Here is a 16,223-nt window from a genome sequence, read left to right as displayed (position 1 = left end):
CGGCCGTGTGCCCGTTTCAGTGGAAAGGGCACCTCCGCTCTTCGATATGGGCGACGAACTCCTCGCGGAAATGCTTGAGTGCGGCCCGCAATCCCATGGCCGCACCGTCGCCCAGGGCACAAAACGTGTTGCCGAAAATACCCTTGCAGAGCATCTCCAACTGCTCCAGGTCGCCCGTTTCACCCTCGCCTGCCTCGATGCGCCGCAGAACTTTCACGACCCAGTCCAAACCTTCCCGGCATGGCGTGCACTTGCCGCAGGATTCATGGTGGAAGAACTCGATGATCCGCGTGGCGAGCTTGACCATGCAGGTCGAGTCGTCGATCACGACCACGCCTGCCGAGCCGAGCATCGAACCGGCGGCAGCCAGCGAGTCGAAATCCATGCCCACCTCGAGCTCGCTCGCCGGGATAATCGGCGCCGATACCCCACCGGGAATCACCGCCTTGACCTTTCGCCCCGGCAGGGGTCCGCCGGCGTGCTCCTCGACGAGTTCCTGCAGCGATATGCCCATCGGCAGCTCGTAGAGGCCGGGTTTGCGAACCTGACCGCTGAGGCAGTAGAGCTTCGGGCCGGGGCTCCTGTCCGGCCCTATGCCGCGAAACCACGCCGGTCCGCGCATCACGATATGCGGCACGCAGGCAAGCGTCTCGACATTGTTGATGACGGTGGGACTGGCGTAGAGCCCGGCCACGGCCGGAAACGGCGGCTTCAGTCGCGGCTGCGCCCGCTTGCCCTCGAGTGACTCGAGCATTGCGGTCTCCTCGCCGCAGATATAGGCGCCGGCACCGCGATGGATGTAGACCATGAAATTGAAGTTCGAGCCGAGAATGCCGGTGCCCAGACAGCCGTTTTCATGGGCCTCGGCGATCGCCTGTTCCATGCGGCGAATAGCCGTCACATATTCTCCACGAATGTAGACGTAAGCCGTCTCGGCCCCGATTGCATAGGCGCTGACCGCCAGACCCTCGATGAGCTGATGCGGGTCGCGCTCCATGATGATGCGGTCCTTGAAGGTGCCGGGTTCCCCCTCATCGGCGTTACAGCAGAGATATTTCGGCTTGCCGGCCGCTTTCGGCACGAAGCTCCACTTCATGCCCGTCGGGAACCCGGCACCCCCGCGGCCGCGCAGGTTGGATTCCTTGACGAGGTCGACGATCTGGTCCGGCGTATATTCGCCGAGCGCCTTCCGGAGCGCCCGGTAGCCGCCGCCGGCCTCATAGGTCGACAGCAGATGACCGTCCGGCACATCGACATTCCTGAGCAGGACCGGCTCGAACATGGCTTATTCTCCTGGCGCCGGCGCAGCAGCGCGCTCGATGTTCGCCGCCCGCTCCGCCGCGCGGAAGCTCTCCAGCAGCGCATCGAGCCGCGCGGGATCAAGGTTGCCGTGGTAATCGTCGCCGACCTGCATCACCGGAGCCATTTCGCAAGCCCCGAGACATTCGACGGTCGAAAGCGTGAACGCACCGTCCTGGGTGGTTTCGCCCTTCCTGATCCCCAGTGTCGTTTCCAGATGCTTCAGCAGCGCCTCGGATCCGCACAGCATGCAGGAGACATTGTCACAGAGTTGCAGGTGGAACCTGCCGATCGGCTCGGTATGGAAGAGCGTGTAGAAGGTCGCCAGTTCATAGACCCAGACGCGTTCGACGCCGAGAATCTCGGCGACGTCTTCGAGCACCGGCCCGGGCAGATGACCATGCTCCTTCTGCGCGATCATGAGCGCGGGCATGATCGCCGACCGCCGTTCGGGGTATCGTGCCGCCGCCGCCTCGATCTCTTCGCGCATGCTCATCGCGTCCGATCCTCCCTGCTACTTGTCCACCTCCGCCATCACCGGGTCGAGACTGCCGAGCACGGCGATCATGTCGGCGAGGTAGCGTGCATTGGTCACGCCGAAGAGTGCCTGAAGATTGACGAAGGAAGGCGCCCTCACCTTCATGCGGAACGGCTTCGGCGATCCGTCGCTGATGATGTAGAAGCCGAGTTCTCCCTTGGGCGCCTCGATCACCGAATAGACCTCGCCTTTCGGCACGTCGAAGCCATAGGCGGAGAGATCAAAATGCTGGATCAGGGCCTCCATCGAGCAATGCACGCGCTCTTTGTCGACGGGGAAGGCGATCGTCGGGATATCAACCTGAAACGGCCCCTCCGGCATCTGCTCCATGCATTGTTCGATGAGGCGGATGCTCTCGCGCATCTCGTCGACGCGGCAAAGCCAGCGCGCATAGCAATCGCCCTCCTCGCGCGTGATGACGTTGAAATCGAGCCGATCATAGATTTCATAGGGTTCGTCGCGCCGGATATCCCAGTCGACGCCGGAGGCACGCAGGTTCGGCCCGCTCAAGCCGAGGTCGATCGCGTCCTTTGCGGAGATCACGCCTATCCCCTGCGTGCGGCTGAGAAACACCCGATTGTTCTCTATCAGGCGCTCGTAGTCGCGGATCCTGTTCGGGAAGATCTCGCAGAACTCCCTGATCTTCGGAAGGAACCCGTCGGGCACGTCCTCGCGTACTCCGCCGACGCGGCAGTAGGAGGTGTGCATGCGCGCACCGGTGATCATCTCCAATAGGTCCATGATCATTTCGCGCTCGCGCATGGCATAAAGCAGCGCCGTCATGGCGCCCAGGTCCATCGGCAGCGCGCCGGTGATCAGGAGATGGCCGGAAATCCGTGCGAGTTCGGCCATCATCACGCGGATATATTGCGCCCGGATCGGGGCCTCTATGCCGAGCAGCTTCTCCACGGCGAGCGCGAAGGCCAGGTTGTTCGAAGGCGGACAGAGATAGTCGAGCCGGTCGGTCAGCGGGAAGATCTGGGTATAGGTGAAGCTCTCCGCCAGTTTTTCGGTGCCGCGGTGCAGATAGCCGATATGCGGGTCGACGCGTTCGACATATTCGCCGTCGAGTTGGAGCACGAGCCGCAGAACCCCGTGGGTGCTCGGGTGTTGCGGACCGAGATTGAGAAGCACCTCCTTGGTATTGAGCGCTTCGCCTTCCGGCCTCATGAGCTCGGTGACTTCGGTCATCTCAACTCTCCGGCGTCTGACGGCCTCCTTGCGGTATATCTCTGGTGGCGAGGTCCGGATGGGTCGGCGGCGGCCCCTCGGCACCGAAGGGGTTCAGTTTGTCCTTGTAACCCCTCAAGGGGAAATCCTTGCGCTGCGGAAAGCCCTCGAAGCCTTCCCACATATAGATGCGACGCAGATCGGGATGCCCCTCGAAACGGATGCCGTACATGTCCCAGGCCTCGCGTTCATGCCAGTTGGCGGTTCGCCAGACTCCCGCAACAGAGGGAACACGCGGTGGATCGCCGAGCCGGCATTTGATGCGCACGCGCCATTTGTTCTTCAGCGAATAGAGGTGGTAAACCGTCTCGAAGCGCGGCGTTTCGGGGTAGTGATCGACGCCGCATATGTCGGAGAGAAAATCGAACTCAAGCGCCGGGTGTTCTTTCAGGAATCGACAGAAGTCGACGATCTGCTCCGGTTGGACGGCAAAGGCGCAGATACCATGCGCGGCGCCGAGATTCTCGACTGCTCCAGCGAAGCTCCCGATGATCGCCGCGAGATCGACACGCCGCTCCCCGGTCATGATGCTACAACCCGTCCCAGGGGGGACCCGGTGAGTGCGCGGGACCTCCTGATCTTCTCCTGAAGCAGGAGAAAGCCGTGCATCAGCGCCTCCGGCCTCGGCGGACAGCCCGGAACATGCACGTCGACGGGGACGAAGGTTTCCGATCCCTGCACCACGGCATAGGTGTTGTAGACTCCGCCCGAAATCGCGCAGGTCCCCATCGCAATCACCCAGCGCGGTTCCGGCATCTGGTCGTAAAGCCGCCGCACGACGGGCGCGAATTTCCGCGTGACCGTGCCGGCGATGATCATCACGTCGGATTGCCGCGGAGAAGGCCGGAACACCACGCCGAACCGGTCGAGGTCGTAGCGCGCGCAGCCGGCCGAGATCATTTCGATGGCGCAGCAGGCAATGCCGAAGGTTTCGGGCCACAAGGCCGACCTCCGGCTCCAACCGATGATGCTGTCGGCCGTGGTGAACAGTACGCTGTCGCGGATCGCGTCGTTTATTCCTGCCATTCCAGCGCCCCCTTCAGCCAGGCATAGGCGAAGCCCACAAGCAGCAGCAGCATGAAGACGAACATCTCGATATAGCCGACGATGCCGATCTCCTTCAGGACGACCGCCCAGGGAAAGAGGAACATCGCTTCGACATCGAAGACCACGAGGAGGATGGCGAGGATAAAGAAAGGAACCCGGAAGCGGCCGCCCGCGGCCTCGCCCGCCGCCTCCATACCGCATTCATAAGGGGCGTTCTTTTCGGGATAGGGATTGGACGGACGCAGCAGCGAGGAGACGAAAAGCGTCGCCGTCGCCACCAGGACTATCCCGGTAACCATGAACAGAACCGGCAGGAACTCCATTGCCGTCATAGCGTTTGGCCTTGGCCAATCAGCGGCTTTTCTCAGCCGCGATCGGTCCCTTCGGAACCGGGGATGCCGGCGCCCCGAGAGGCGGTCTGGGCAATCCTCTTCCTCCAGGGCGAGTCTATGCCGTCGGGCGGATCAATGCAAATCCAATTGATTAGTAATGTATGATCCGAATTGGCCCTCCTGCAGAAGACCCGCCTTACCCTCCGAAAGCCGACTGTTGAGCAAGCCTCAGGAACCACGCCGGAAACAGGCCGATGCCGATCGTGCCGGCTGCGGTGAAGGCGAGCGTCGCACGGACGAGCGGCGTCAGCGCAGGTTCGAACGTCCTTTCCGGCTCGCGCATGTAGATCACCATCACGATGCGGATATAGAAATAGGCGGCGACGACGCTGAGCAGGACTGCGATCACCGCCAGCACGACGAAACCTCGCTCCACCAGCGCGACCAGCACGTAGAACTTGGCGAAGAAACCGGCCGTCGGCGGGATGCCGGCGAGCGAGAAGAGATAAAGGAGCATCAGAAGCGCGAGCCCGGGATGGAACTTGGCGAAACCTGCGTAGTCTTCGATGACCTCGCCGGATAAATCGCCGTTCCGCATCATGATCACGGCGCCGAAAATGCCGAGATTCATGAAAGTGTAGATGAGCAGATAGAGCATCACGCTGGCGATCCCGTCCTGGCCGCCGGCCACCACACCGAAAATAGCAAAACCCGCATGGGCGATGCTGGAATAGGCGAGCAGACGCTTGAAATTGTCCTGCACCAGCGCCACGAAACTGCCGAGCGCCATCGTTGCCACCGCAATGGCCGCGACGATGATCCAGGCGTTCGAGACCTCGACGAGAGGATTGAGGAACACCCGGAGAATCACCGCGAACCCGGCCGCCTTGGGCGCGACCGACATGAAGGCAGTGATCGTCGTGGGAGCGCCTTCGTAGACGTCCGGCACCCACATATGGAACGGCACGGCGCCGATCTTGAAGACGAGCCCCGCAACGATGAAAACGACCGCCAGCAGCAGGGCGGGATCGAGTGGACCGCCGCTCACCGCCTCAGCCATCCGGTCCAGTTGGGTCGTACCGGTGAGCCCGTAGATGAGCGAAACGCCATAAAGGAAAATCGCCGTCGATACTGCGCCGAGGATCACATATTTCAACGCCGCCTCGTTCGACCGCCGCTCTTTGCGCAGGAAGCCTGTCAGCACATAGGTGCAGAGCACCATCAGCTCGAGACCCACATAGATCGACAGGAGGTCGATCGCCGAGGCCATAATCATCATCCCCGCAAGGGCGAAGAGCAGCAGGACATAATATTCGCTCCTGCCGATCCCCTCGATCTCGGCGTATTTCCGCGACAGGAAAAAGGTCAGGATGGTCGCTAGATAAAACAACAACTTGAAAAAGACGGCGAAGCGGTCGGAAATGAACATGCCCGCATAGGCTGGCCGTATCTCGCCTGCCAGCATGAGCGTGGCCACCGCGGCGAGGAGCACGATCGCTACCGAAGCCCACAGAAGCAGTTCGTCCCGCCCCTTGCGCACAAGCTCTCCGACAATCAGCAGGATGCAGGCACCGGTGACCACGATGATTTCGGGGACGCTCGCCAGGACCCATTGGAGAAGCGCGGCAGCAGTCATTGACCGCTCCCTTCACCGTGTACCTGCACCAGCAGATTTCGCACCGACGCATCGATGATCCCGAGGAAGGGTCGCGGATAGAGCCCGACCCAGAGCACAAAGACGGCGAGCGGCAGAATGGCAGCCAGCTCGCGGCCATTCACGTCGTTTATCTTGTACCTGGCAGTCACATTCGCCGGACCAAGCGCCACTTTCCCGTACATGCCGAGCAGGTAGGCGGCACTCAGCAACGCACCCACTACGGCCGCGGCGCCCGCGGCGAGGTTTGCCGCAAACCCGCCTGACAGCACCAGCAGTTCGCCGACGAAAGCGTTCGTCCCCGGCAGCGCCATCGAAGACAGGGTGAAGAGCGCAAGAAAGGCGGTATAGACCGGCGCCGCCTTCATCAGCCCGCCGTAATTCGCGATGCTGCGGGTATGGGTGCGCTCGTAGATCAGGCCCACGAACAGGAACAATGCGCCAGTCGTTATCCCGTGGTTAAACATCTGCAGGATGCTGCCCTCGAGCCCGCGCAGATTCAGCGCGAAAATCCCGAGCGTCACAAATCCCATATGGCTGATGCTGGAATAGGCCACCAGCTTTTTGAGGTCGTCCTGAGCCAGCGCCAGCAAGCCGCCATAAACAATCGCAAGAGCCGAAAGCACGAGCATAAGCGTCGAATAATAGAGCGATGCTTCCGGCAGCATCGGCAGCGAGAAGCGCAGGAACCCGTAGGCGCCCATCTTCAGGAGCACGCCGGCGAGAATGATGCTGCCCGCCGTCGGCGCCTGGACATGTGCGTCCGGCAGCCAGGTGTGCACCGGCACCATCGGCACCTTGACGGCGAAGGCCACCAGGAAGGCGAAGAACAGCCAGGACTGAACGCCGAAGGGCAGATCCTGCGCCGTCAGGGCGAGTATGTCGAAGGTCTCGCCCCCCTGGAAATAGAGCACGATGACGCCGATCAGGAAAAGGATGCTGCCGGCCAGCGTGTAGAGGAAGAACTTGAACGCCGCATAGACCCGGCCTTCGCCGCCCCAGACGCCGATGATCAGATACATCGGAATCAGCATCGCCTCCCAGAAGACGTAGAACAGGAACAGATCGAGCGCGCAGAAGACACCGAGCATCAGCGCCTGCATGATCAGCAGGCTGATCATGAACTCCTTCACCTTGCGGTCGACCGCCACCCAGGAAGCGAGCACGGAGATCAAGCTCAACAGCGCCGTCAGGAACAGGAAGAGCGCGCTGATGCCGTCGACGCCGAGCGCATAAGTGATCCCGAGCGCGGGCACCCAGGGACGGCTCTCGGTGAACTGCATTTCGTGCGTCGTCGTGTCGAAACCGGCCAGCATCACGATGCAGAGAGCGAGATCGACAATGCCGAAACCGAGCGCCGTCCACCGCACCGCATCGTCGCTGCGCATGAACACCACCACCGCCGCCCCGACGACGGGCAGGAAGACGATGAGGCTCAGCAGCGGGATCGACATCGTGCCTACCTCCACATCACCGCAAAGACGAGGATGGCTGCGATCAGACCGGCGATCATCGCCAGCACGTAATGGGTGACGACGCCGCTCTGCCAACGTCGCAATACGCTGCCGCCGTCAAGGATCGATCGGGCGAAACCATTCACGACGCCGTCCACGCCATTGAGATCGAGCCGCACCCCCGTGCGCGCCGAGCCGTGCAGGAAGGGCAGCACCGCAGTCTCCGACACGTCGCTGACCGCCTTCTCATACTGCGCCAACGGTCTTTCTGCGAACCACATGAAGGCGCGGGCGCCCTTGCGGTAGAACCAGTCGGTATCGAGGCTGATCGTGTTCTCGGGATCGAGCGCCCGAAGGAAGATCACGAAGCCCAAAGCCGTGAACATCAGGATCCCGAGGCTCTCGGTCACGTGGACGCCGGTATAGGGCTCGAAATCGACAGGATAGGGCAGAAGCGCATAGAGCGGGCCGGGGAATACGCCGATGGCGATGCAGAGCGCTGCCGCCATGCCCATCGCGACCAGCATGTTGCCGGGCGGCTCCCGTGCCTGCAGCCCCCGGTCGGTACCGAAAAACATGTAATAGGGGAGCTTGAGCCCGGTGTGCAGGAACGTCCCGGACGACGCCATCGTCAGCGCCAGCATCACCAGCGCGCGATGATCCTGCCCTGCCGCGGCTATCACCATCGATTTGCTGACAAAACCCGAGAAGAACGGAAATGCCGAGATCGCAAAGGCGCCGATCATATAGAGCGCTACCGTCAGCGGCATTGCCTTGTAGAGCCCGCCAAGCTCGGTGAGCTTGCGCCGGCCGGTGACGTAGATCACCGCCCCGGCCCCCATGAACAAAAGCCCCTTGTAAAGGATGTGCGCGAAGGCGTGACTGGTGGCCCCGTTCACCGCCAGCTCGGTGCCGATGCCGATGCCCGCGACCATGTAGCCCACCTGACTGACGATATGATAGGCAAGAAGGCGGCGGCAGTCGTTTTCCAGCACCGCATAAATGACGCCGTAGAGCGCCATCACCGTGCCGAGCCAGACCAGCAGTTCGATACCCGGAAACGCCCGCGCCAGCACGTAGACGGCGGTCTTGGTCGTGAAGGCGCTCATGAACACCGCGCCGGTGACGGTCGCCTCCGGGTAGGCATCGGTCAGCCAGGCATTGAGCGGCGGCACCGCCGCGTTGAGCAGGAAGCCGGCAAGAATGAGGTAGGTACCCGCGTCCAAAGCGCCCTCGACCGGACCGAAGAGCAGCGAGCCTGCGGCTGCCCCATGGAGCAGAATTCCACCGAGCAGGATGACGCCGCCGGTGACGTGGACCATGAGATACCGAAAGGCAGCGCGGATCGCCTGTCCCCCTCCTTGAGCGAAGACCAGATAAGCCGACGCGAATGCCATGCCCTCCCAGAACAGATAGAGGGTCAGATAGTCGCCTGCGAACACCACGCCCAGCGCGCTGCCGACATAGACGAAGGCGGCTACATGCTGGCCGGCGCCGGAAAGGTGCAATGCATAGACCGTCCCGATCAGCGCCATGATGGTGAAGACGGTAGCGAAGACGGTGCTGAGCTGGTCGACCTTCGCAATCAGAATTTCCTGGCCGAGGAACTGCGTCTCGCCATAACTGCCGGGCTCTATCGCCAGGACGACGACGACCGCCAGTACCGGGATCAGCACGAGATAGGCTTTACGCACCGGTCCCGTGAAGAACGGGATCGGCAGAGCGCCCAGAATGAAGATGAGGGCCGGATGGACGAAATCAGTCATAATAGTCCTCGCGCCGCATCAGCCCGGCGCGGTGGCCGAGAAGCTTGGAAACGAAGATGAGCAGCACGCAGGAGCCGAAACCGTACGCCGCCGACCAGCCCGGCAGGCGCTCCCACAGGTATTCGGCGTGGTCGCGGCGAACCAGGAAGTCGGCGACGACGACCAAAACGAGCACCAGATAGAACAGCCGCCGGCGCGACCTCGCATATTGCGCATCACCAAAGAAATCGACGACAGGCTTGATCATCGGATCACTCCGTCCGCGAGGGTGAGGAAATAGTAGGGGAAGATGCCCATCAGCACCGACAGGATCGCGGTCGCGACCAGCGGGATCGTGACCAGCGGGATCTCGCGAACCGGCGCCCGGCTCTCCTTGGTCTCCGACTCGAAAAAGGCGGTGTAGCTGACCGGCAGAAAATAGGCGGCGTTGAGGACCGAACTTGCGAGCAGCACGGCGAGGAAAGCCATCTGCCCGGCCTCTACCGAGCCCTCCGCCAAATACCACTTGCTGACGAACCCTGCCGTCGGCGGGATCCCGATCATGCTCAGCGACGCGACGAAGAATGCCCCCATCGTCCAGGGAAGCCTGCGGCCGATGCCGGCCATGTCGCTGATATTGCGTTTTCCGGACGCACAATAGATCGATCCCGCGCAGAAAAAGAGCGTGATCTTGGAGAATGCATGCGCCGCGATGTGGATGATGCCGCCGACCATCGCCAGCGGCGATAGCAGTACCGCGCCCAAGACGATGTAGGAGAGCTGGCTGACGGTCGAATAGGCGAGCCTCGCCTTCAGGTCGTCCCGCGTCAGCGCGTAGACCGACGCCATCAGGATGGTGAACGAGACCAGATAGGCCGTGGCGATGCCGAGGCCCAGTTCCCCGACCATGCTGACACCAAAGACATGAAAGATCACCCGCAGCACGCAGAAGACGCCCATCTTGACGACCGCCACGGCATGCAGGAGCGCGCTGACTGGCGTCGGCGCCACCATTGCGGCGGGCAGCCAGGCATGCATCGGCATTACGGCCGCCTTGGCGAAGCCGAAAAGATAGCAGAAATAGACGACCGCGAGCAGCGTCGCCGAGGCATTGGCGCCGGCCAGCAGCCCGCCCGCCACGAAGTCGAGCGACCCGGCGATGTGGTAGGTCAGCGCCAAGGCAGCGAGAAGCACGCTCTTCGAAGCGCCCATCAGATAGACGAGATACTTGCGGCTGCCCCGCCATCCGTCTTCGTCTTCGTGGTGGTAGACGAGCGGATAGGTGACGAGGCTCAGCACCTCGTAGAAGATAACCAACGTGAACAGATTCGCGGCGAAGGCGCCGCCCACCGCGGCCGCGAGGCTGGTGGCGAAGCATGCGAAAAAGCGGGTCTGCGCATGCTCGTGCAAGTGGCGCATGTAACCGATGGAATAGACCGCGGCCACGATCCATAGAAGCGACGAGACCGTGGCGAACACCATGCCGAGCGCATCGGCGCGGAAAGCGAAGTCGATCCCCGGCAGGATCTCGAACAGGCGCAGTTCGACAGTGCCGCCGGCCAGTACCGTGGGCGCCATGGAGACGACGATCGCAAACATGGCGACCGCTGCGACCGGCGATACCGCGTCGCGGAGTTTCTCGCGCTTGTGGAGAAAGAGGATGGCGAGGGCCGCCAGTCCGGCGATGGCGACGGCGAGCAGCGGCCGGGTCGATATCACCGGGTCCAAGCCGCTATCCTTTCATAATGGTGACGTCGTCTACCTTGAGGGTGGACTTGTTCCTCACCAGCGCGACCAATATGCCGAGGGCCACGGCAACCTCCGCCGCGGTGATCGCGATGACGAAGATCGCGAAGATCTGTCCGCGGAAATCGTCGTAGTACTGGGCGAAGGCGATGAAATTGATGTTGACCGAATTGAGCAAGAGCTCCAGCGACATCAGCACGATCAGGATATTGCGCCTCAGCAGGACGCCCCCCGCCCCAATCACGAACAGGGCCACTCCGAGCAGGATCGACCACCAGAGCGGGACCATCAGCCAGGTTCCTTCCGCGCCAGCACGATGGCGCCGACGAGGGCCGCGAGCAGGATGACCGAGGCGACTTCGAACGGCAGGAGATAGTCGGAGAAGAGCGTCTTGCTGAGATCCCTGATCGCATCGCCGCCGCGCTCGGAAACGGGCGGCGTTGCGGTTAAGCGATCGCTCCAGAGCACCAGCACGACCATCTCGGCACCGAGCAGGACGAGCAGCGCGAGCGCCGGCAGGTTGCCGCCCGGCATGAAGCGCTGCAGCACCGCTTCGCGCACGTCGACCATCATGATCACGAACAGGAACAGGACCATGATCGCGCCGACATAGACGAAGATCTGGATGACCGCGAGCAGCGGCGCACCGAGCATGACGAAGATTGCCGAAATCTGCAGGAAGCACGCCATCAGCGCCAATGCGCTGTGAACCGGATTGCGCGCCAGAACCAGTGTCAGGGCTGTGACCACGGACACCGTAGCGAACAGAAGAAAGAACCCCTGATGCATCGACGCCGACCTTTCGCCACGAACTCTCGGCGCAAGACGGCCGGAGTCGAGATAGCGCCGCACTCACAAATTGTGCCCTAGTATCGGGTCTTTCACAAGATTATTGTCGCTTTGACAAATCCCCGATGCTCTGTCCGCGCTTGCGCGACCGTCGGCTTACACCTTCTGAGATTGCCTACGACGCGCCGGATCGCTCAGCCCATTGTTGCCATTTAATCTTGCTATTGCATGTCGGTCACCCTTTAATGTCTAGAGGCCCATTTGCCGGCCGACTGGCTGAGGAGAGCCCGCCCTCATGAAGCCAATGAACGAAGAGCATCTCGCGGTTCTGCGCAGGCACATGGTCGAGGTTGTCGCAATCTATGCCGACCTTGCAAGCGAAGAACTCGGCAAGGCGGCGCTCGACGAACGGGTGATGGCAGCGATGCTGCGGGTGCCCCGGCATCTTTTCGTGCCGGTCCCGGCTGCGCCCTTTGCCTACCAGGACATGCCGCTTCCGATCGGCTTCGATAAGACCGTGTCGCAGCCCTTCATGGTCGCTCTCATGACCGATCTCCTTGCTCCCCAGCCGCATGAGGCCGTGCTCGAGATCGGCACCGGCCTGGGCTACCAAACCGCAATCCTCGCGCAACTCGCCGGCCAAGTTTGGAGCGTCGAGATCATCGAGGAATTCGCAGGTCAGGCCGAAGCTCTCCTGCACGGCCTCGGCATGTCGAATGTCGGCATTCGTATCGGCGATGGTTCTCGCGGCTGGCCCGAGCACGCTCCGTTCGACAAGATCCTCGTCACGGCGGCCGCTGAGCAGCCGCCCCCGGCTTTGCTCGAGCAGCTCAAGCCAATGGGCCGCCTTGTTCTTCCTGTCGGCTCGGAAGAACAGGTGCTGACCGTCATCGACAAGGATTCGGCCGGGAAATTCGCGGCGCGGCAACTTATCCCGGTTCGGTTCAGCCGGCTCGAAGCGGCCTAAGCGCGCGCCTATCCTTGAAACACAAGAGGCTCGTGTCTTTCTGCGGGAACAATTTGCGGTCGCGAGCAGTTGACCCAGGTTGCACAACCTAGCGGGGGCTTTCTTCCAATGCGATACAGCGCCTCACCAATCTGAGTGTCGTGTCATGAACGCACCGACGCCCGAACCGCCCTCCCATAGGCCCCATGATCTCCTTCACCGGCTTATGGATGGCATTGCCGAAGCGGTGATCGTCAAGGACGATGCGTCACGGTTCGTCTTCATCAACGACGCGGCTTGCGAGCTTCTGGGCAAAGACCGGAACCAGCTCATCGGACGGACCGACCACGACATATTACCGGGGGAGCAGGCAGACAGGATCGTCTCGCTCGACAGGGTCGTGCTTTCGACAGGCGAAGGCCACGAGCTCGAAGAGCAAATCACGACGCCAGATGGGACACAGCGCACGCTCCTGACGAAAAAGCGGTGCGTGAGCATTCCCGCCGGTCCGACCGGGGAAAAGTTCGTGGTCGTGACGATCGTGGATATCACCGACCTGCGCAGGACCGAAGAGACTCTCCGGGCGAGCGAGGAGCACTATCGCTCTCTGGTTGACCTTCACCCGCAAGTTCCCTGGACCGCAAACACGGCGGGAGAGGTCCTGGAGGTTGGCCCGCGATGGAGCGAACTGACTGGTCTGGGCGAAAAAGAAACGCTCGGCAGTGGATGGGCCAAAGCCGTTCATCCGCAGGACGCGCAATCTTTGGAAGAGAAATGGCACCGCTCCCTGGCAAGCGGCGCACCATTCGACTGCGAATACAGGCTTTTGACCCGGACCGGCCATTATCGCTGGTTCCGCGCTCGCGCAGCCGCAAAGCGAGACGCGGATGGAAAAATCGTGCGCTGGTACGGCCTCCTGGAAGATATCGACGAAAGGCGACGCGCCGCCGACGCCTTGCGCGAAAGCGAGGCCCGCTTTCGAGCCATCGCTGACAACGCGCCCGTGATGATCTGGGTTGCCGACCCCACAGGCGACACGAGCTTCTTCAATCGCTTGTGGTTGGAAACGACGGGGCAAACAGAGGCCGAGGCGCTCGGTTTCGGTTGGGTCGACGTCATCCATCCCGATGATCGGCAGGCAGTCGAGGAAATATTCTTCAGGGCGACTGCGGGCAAGGAACCGGTGCACAGCGAGTACCGGTTGCGACGGGCCGATGGAAGCTGGGCATGGGTCATCGACGTCGGGCAACCGCGCTTCTCCGCCGACGGAACGTTCCTCGGTTATGTCGGGTCCGTTCTCGACATCACGGAACGGCGAGCCGCGGAGGTAGCTCAGCAGGAAGCTCAGGCGTTTATCAGAAGCATTTTTGACAGCAGTCCCGACTGTGTGCGCGTGCTCGACATGGAGGGACGGCCGCTGCTTATGAACGAGGCCGGGCGGCGTATCTTCGGACTGGATGAGGGTGCTCCGGTGACGGGGCAGACATGGGACTCCATCGGGCGAGCTTCCGACGCCGACAAGGTCGAGGCCGCATGGGAAAGCGTCAGACGCGGGGAGACAGCGCGTTTCGAGATTTCCGTTCGGGATGCCGGCGGTGAAGAAAGATGCATGGACGTGATTTCGGCCCCGATCACGGACCATCGAGGAAAACCGTTCAGAATCCTGTCGCTCTGGCGCGACATTACCGATGCGAAGCGAGCAAGCGACGAAATCAGTCGTGCGCAAAGGCATGCCGAAGCCGCTGCCGACCAACTTTCTTCGGTACTCGAGAGCACTATGGACAGCGTCATGCTGCTCGACGCCGACTGGCGCGTGCGCTATCTCAACGAGAACGCTCGGAAGCTCCTGCAGGTCGGAGACGAGGCGCTGGGAAGAGTGTTCTGGAAGCTTTTCCCCGAAGAGGAAAAGGGGAGCTTCGCCAAGCATTGCCGCGAAGTGATGGACCGCCGGGTCCGCTCCTTTTTCGAGGACCATTTGTCGTCGCTCGGCCGGTGGGTCGAAGCGAATGCCTCCCCCACGCAAGACGGCATTTCCATTTTCTGCCGAGACATAACCGAGCGGCGTCGCGCAGAAGAGGACACGCTGCTGGCCCAAAAGCAGATCGCGCATATGGCCAGGCACGACATGCTTACGGGCCTCGCGAACCGGATGTTCTTCCGCGAATGCTTCGAGCAGGCGCTGAACGAGAGCAGCCATGCCCGTATGGCAGTGCTGTGCCTGGACCTTGACGGCTTCAAAGCCGTCAACGACACGCTCGGCCATCCCGCCGGCGACGCTTTACTGCGTCAGGTCTCTCAAAGGCTGATCCAATCCGTCAGAACCACGGAGACTGTCGCGCGCCTTGGGGGCGACGAATTCGCCATAATACAACCTTTGACGAAGTCACGTGACGAAGCGTTCCGCCTCGCACAGCGGATGATCGATACCCTTTCCGAACCCTTCAGCATCGAGGGCGTCGCCGCAACTGTGGGGACGAGCATAGGGATTGCCTTTGCGCCGGAAGACGGGACCTCTGCAGATGAGCTGATCAAGGCGGCCGACATCGCGCTCTACAGTGCGAAATCCAGCGGCCGCGGCACCTACAAGCTCTTCGACGTGGCGATGCATGCGCAGCTGCAAGCACACCAGCAGATGAAGATCGCAATGCGGGATGCGCTGGCGAGGGGAGAGTTCGAGCTGCATTATCAGCCGCTGGTGAGCCTGGAGTCGCGCTGCGTGAGCTGCTGCGAGGCGTTGCTGCGGTGGCGACACCCTCAACGGGGAATGATCGCGCCGGCCGAATTCATTCCGATTGCCGAAGAGACCGGCTTGATCGTTCCGATCGGCGAATGGATTTTGAGTGAGGCATGTGGACAAGCCGCGCGCTGGCCGGAACATGTGAGCGTCGCCGTAAACCTCTCCCCTGTCCAGTTCAAGCATCGCAACCTGGTGCGGGCCGTCGCCAACGCCCTTTCCGCCACCAGCCTTAATCCCGCTCGTCTGCAATTGGAGATCACCGAGACGGTTCTGCTGGATGAGAGCGAGCATAATCTCGAGTTGCTACAGGACCTGCGAAGGCTCGGCGTCAAGATCGCGATGGACGATTTCGGAACGGGTTATTCGTCACTCGGGTACCTGCGCAGCTTTCCCTTCGACAAGATCAAGGTCGATCAGGCCTTCGTCCGGGACCTGCCGCACGGCAAGGAGTCGCTTGCGATCGTCAAGGCCGTCGCCGGCCTTGGGCAGAGCCTTGGCATGACGACAACGGTCGAGGGTGTCGAAACGGAGGATCAGCTGGCGGTGGTGAATTCGGAAGGCTTCAATGAGGTGCAGGGTTACCTCTTTTCGCGCCCCCTGCCCGCCGCGGAAATCTCCAAGCTGATCGCAGCCGGTTCCCTCTAACTCGAATGGCGTAGTTTCCGAGCAGGGCAGGAATTAGCCCTACACGTCGCGCGGCGTGTGT

The 16,223-nt window shown here is 61.9% G+C and carries 15 protein-coding genes; 2 read left to right on the top strand and 13 right to left on the bottom strand.

Annotated features, from left to right (window positions below):
- Window positions 1-16: 16 nt before the first annotated feature.
- The 13 genes from nuoF to ACTJKL_RS27825 all read right to left on the bottom strand — a co-directional run bounded on the left by nuoF (window position 17) and on the right by ACTJKL_RS27825 (window position 11,834).
- On the bottom strand, window positions 17-1,282 hold the full coding sequence (nuoF, locus tag ACTJKL_RS27885; protein ID WP_440854341.1) for an NADH-quinone oxidoreductase subunit NuoF: 1,266 nt from the start codon (window positions 1,280-1,282) through the stop codon (window positions 17-19).
- Window positions 1,283-1,285: 3 nt separating this feature from the next.
- Window positions 1,286-1,795 carry an NADH-quinone oxidoreductase subunit NuoE gene (gene nuoE, locus ACTJKL_RS27880; RefSeq protein WP_440854340.1) on the bottom strand — a complete coding sequence of 170 codons (510 nt, stop codon included), beginning with the start codon at window positions 1,793-1,795 and terminating at the stop codon, window positions 1,286-1,288.
- A gap of 18 nt (window positions 1,796-1,813) precedes the next feature.
- Entirely contained in the window at window positions 1,814-3,028 is a 1,215-nt protein-coding gene (nuoD, locus tag ACTJKL_RS27875) for an NADH dehydrogenase (quinone) subunit D (RefSeq protein WP_440854339.1), read from the bottom strand.
- A gap of 1 nt (window position 3,029) precedes the next feature.
- Window positions 3,030-3,593: an NADH-quinone oxidoreductase subunit C gene (locus ACTJKL_RS27870; protein WP_440854338.1), complete on the bottom strand. Its 564-nt coding sequence runs from the start codon at window positions 3,591-3,593 to the stop codon at window positions 3,030-3,032.
- Entirely contained in the window at window positions 3,590-4,093 is a 504-nt protein-coding gene (locus tag ACTJKL_RS27865; RefSeq protein ID WP_102763235.1) for a NuoB/complex I 20 kDa subunit family protein, read from the bottom strand. The genes ACTJKL_RS27870 and ACTJKL_RS27865 overlap by 4 nt, the downstream gene beginning before the upstream one ends.
- Window positions 4,081-4,446 carry an NADH-quinone oxidoreductase subunit A gene (locus ACTJKL_RS27860; protein WP_026168746.1) on the bottom strand — a complete coding sequence of 122 codons (366 nt, stop codon included), beginning with the start codon at window positions 4,444-4,446 and terminating at the stop codon, window positions 4,081-4,083. The genes ACTJKL_RS27865 and ACTJKL_RS27860 overlap by 13 nt, the downstream gene beginning before the upstream one ends.
- Before the next feature lie 196 nt (window positions 4,447-4,642).
- Window positions 4,643-6,082, bottom strand: a complete 1,440-nt coding sequence (locus ACTJKL_RS27855) for an NADH-quinone oxidoreductase subunit N (protein WP_440854337.1) — start codon at window positions 6,080-6,082, stop codon at window positions 4,643-4,645.
- Entirely contained in the window at window positions 6,079-7,554 is a 1,476-nt protein-coding gene (locus ACTJKL_RS27850; protein WP_440854336.1) for an NADH-quinone oxidoreductase subunit M, read from the bottom strand. Before ACTJKL_RS27850 ends, ACTJKL_RS27855 begins: the two co-directional genes overlap by 4 nt.
- Window positions 7,555-7,559: 5 nt before the next feature.
- Window positions 7,560-9,320, bottom strand: a complete 1,761-nt coding sequence (locus ACTJKL_RS27845) for a Na(+)/H(+) antiporter subunit D (protein ID WP_440854335.1) — start codon at window positions 9,318-9,320, stop codon at window positions 7,560-7,562.
- A complete protein-coding gene (locus ACTJKL_RS27840) occupies window positions 9,313-9,567 on the bottom strand; it encodes a hypothetical protein (RefSeq protein WP_440854334.1) in 255 nt (84 codons plus the stop codon). Before ACTJKL_RS27840 ends, ACTJKL_RS27845 begins: the two co-directional genes overlap by 8 nt.
- Window positions 9,564-11,027, bottom strand: coding sequence for a monovalent cation/H+ antiporter subunit D family protein (locus tag ACTJKL_RS27835; protein ID WP_440854333.1), 1,464 nt, complete (start codon window positions 11,025-11,027; stop codon window positions 9,564-9,566). The genes ACTJKL_RS27840 and ACTJKL_RS27835 overlap by 4 nt, the downstream gene beginning before the upstream one ends.
- A gap of 4 nt (window positions 11,028-11,031) precedes the next feature.
- Window positions 11,032-11,334: an NADH-quinone oxidoreductase subunit NuoK gene (nuoK, locus tag ACTJKL_RS27830; protein ID WP_100673253.1), complete on the bottom strand. Its 303-nt coding sequence runs from the start codon at window positions 11,332-11,334 to the stop codon at window positions 11,032-11,034.
- Window positions 11,334-11,834, bottom strand: a complete 501-nt coding sequence (locus ACTJKL_RS27825) for an NADH-quinone oxidoreductase subunit J family protein (protein WP_411927015.1) — start codon at window positions 11,832-11,834, stop codon at window positions 11,334-11,336. Before ACTJKL_RS27825 ends, nuoK begins: the two co-directional genes overlap by 1 nt.
- 295 nt (window positions 11,835-12,129) lie before the next feature.
- On the opposite strand from ACTJKL_RS27825, the gene ACTJKL_RS27820 reads away from it, so the two are divergent.
- The gene (locus ACTJKL_RS27820; protein WP_100673251.1) at window positions 12,130-12,801 is read left to right on the top strand and encodes a protein-L-isoaspartate(D-aspartate) O-methyltransferase; all 672 of its coding nucleotides are present in this window, start codon (window positions 12,130-12,132) and stop codon (window positions 12,799-12,801) included.
- 145 nt (window positions 12,802-12,946) lie between these two features.
- Window positions 12,947-16,162, top strand: coding sequence for a sensor domain-containing protein (locus tag ACTJKL_RS27815; RefSeq protein ID WP_440854332.1), 3,216 nt, complete (start codon window positions 12,947-12,949; stop codon window positions 16,160-16,162).
- The last annotated feature ends 61 nt before the right edge of the window (window positions 16,163-16,223 follow it).

Origin of the sequence: Sinorhizobium sp. 22678, from assembly GCF_052044265.1 — a bacterium.
Lineage (GTDB): Bacteria > Pseudomonadota > Alphaproteobacteria > Rhizobiales > Rhizobiaceae > Sinorhizobium > Sinorhizobium meliloti_A.
The sequence above is the reverse complement of the archived record's forward strand: the minus strand, read 5'-3'. Positions and strand labels throughout refer to the sequence as shown.

What these genes read in the sequence shown, in the direction of transcription:
- nuoF (WP_440854341.1), bottom strand. Translation starts at nt 1,282, where the DNA reads ATGTTCGAGCCGGTCCTGCTCAGGAATGTCGATGTGCCGGACGGTCAT.
- nuoE (WP_440854340.1), bottom strand. Translation starts at nt 1,795, where the DNA reads ATGAGCATGCGCGAAGAGATCGAGGCGGCGGCGGCACGATACCCCGAA.
- nuoD (WP_440854339.1), bottom strand. Translation starts at nt 3,028, where the DNA reads ATGACCGAAGTCACCGAGCTCATGAGGCCGGAAGGCGAAGCGCTCAAT.
- ACTJKL_RS27870 (WP_440854338.1), bottom strand. Translation starts at nt 3,593, where the DNA reads ATGACCGGGGAGCGGCGTGTCGATCTCGCGGCGATCATCGGGAGCTTC.
- ACTJKL_RS27865 (WP_102763235.1), bottom strand. Translation starts at nt 4,093, where the DNA reads ATGGCAGGAATAAACGACGCGATCCGCGACAGCGTACTGTTCACCACG.
- ACTJKL_RS27860 (WP_026168746.1), bottom strand. Translation starts at nt 4,446, where the DNA reads ATGACGGCAATGGAGTTCCTGCCGGTTCTGTTCATGGTTACCGGGATA.
- ACTJKL_RS27855 (WP_440854337.1), bottom strand. Translation starts at nt 6,082, where the DNA reads ATGACTGCTGCCGCGCTTCTCCAATGGGTCCTGGCGAGCGTCCCCGAA.
- ACTJKL_RS27850 (WP_440854336.1), bottom strand. Translation starts at nt 7,554, where the DNA reads ATGTCGATCCCGCTGCTGAGCCTCATCGTCTTCCTGCCCGTCGTCGGG.
- ACTJKL_RS27845 (WP_440854335.1), bottom strand. Translation starts at nt 9,320, where the DNA reads ATGACTGATTTCGTCCATCCGGCCCTCATCTTCATTCTGGGCGCTCTG.
- ACTJKL_RS27840 (WP_440854334.1), bottom strand. Translation starts at nt 9,567, where the DNA reads ATGATCAAGCCTGTCGTCGATTTCTTTGGTGATGCGCAATATGCGAGG.
- nuoK (WP_100673253.1), bottom strand. Translation starts at nt 11,334, where the DNA reads ATGGTCCCGCTCTGGTGGTCGATCCTGCTCGGAGTGGCCCTGTTCGTG.
- ACTJKL_RS27825 (WP_411927015.1), bottom strand. Translation starts at nt 11,834, where the DNA reads ATGCATCAGGGGTTCTTTCTTCTGTTCGCTACGGTGTCCGTGGTCACA.
- ACTJKL_RS27820 (WP_100673251.1), top strand. Translation starts at nt 12,130, where the DNA reads ATGAAGCCAATGAACGAAGAGCATCTCGCGGTTCTGCGCAGGCACATG.
- ACTJKL_RS27815 (WP_440854332.1), top strand. Translation starts at nt 12,947, where the DNA reads ATGAACGCACCGACGCCCGAACCGCCCTCCCATAGGCCCCATGATCTC.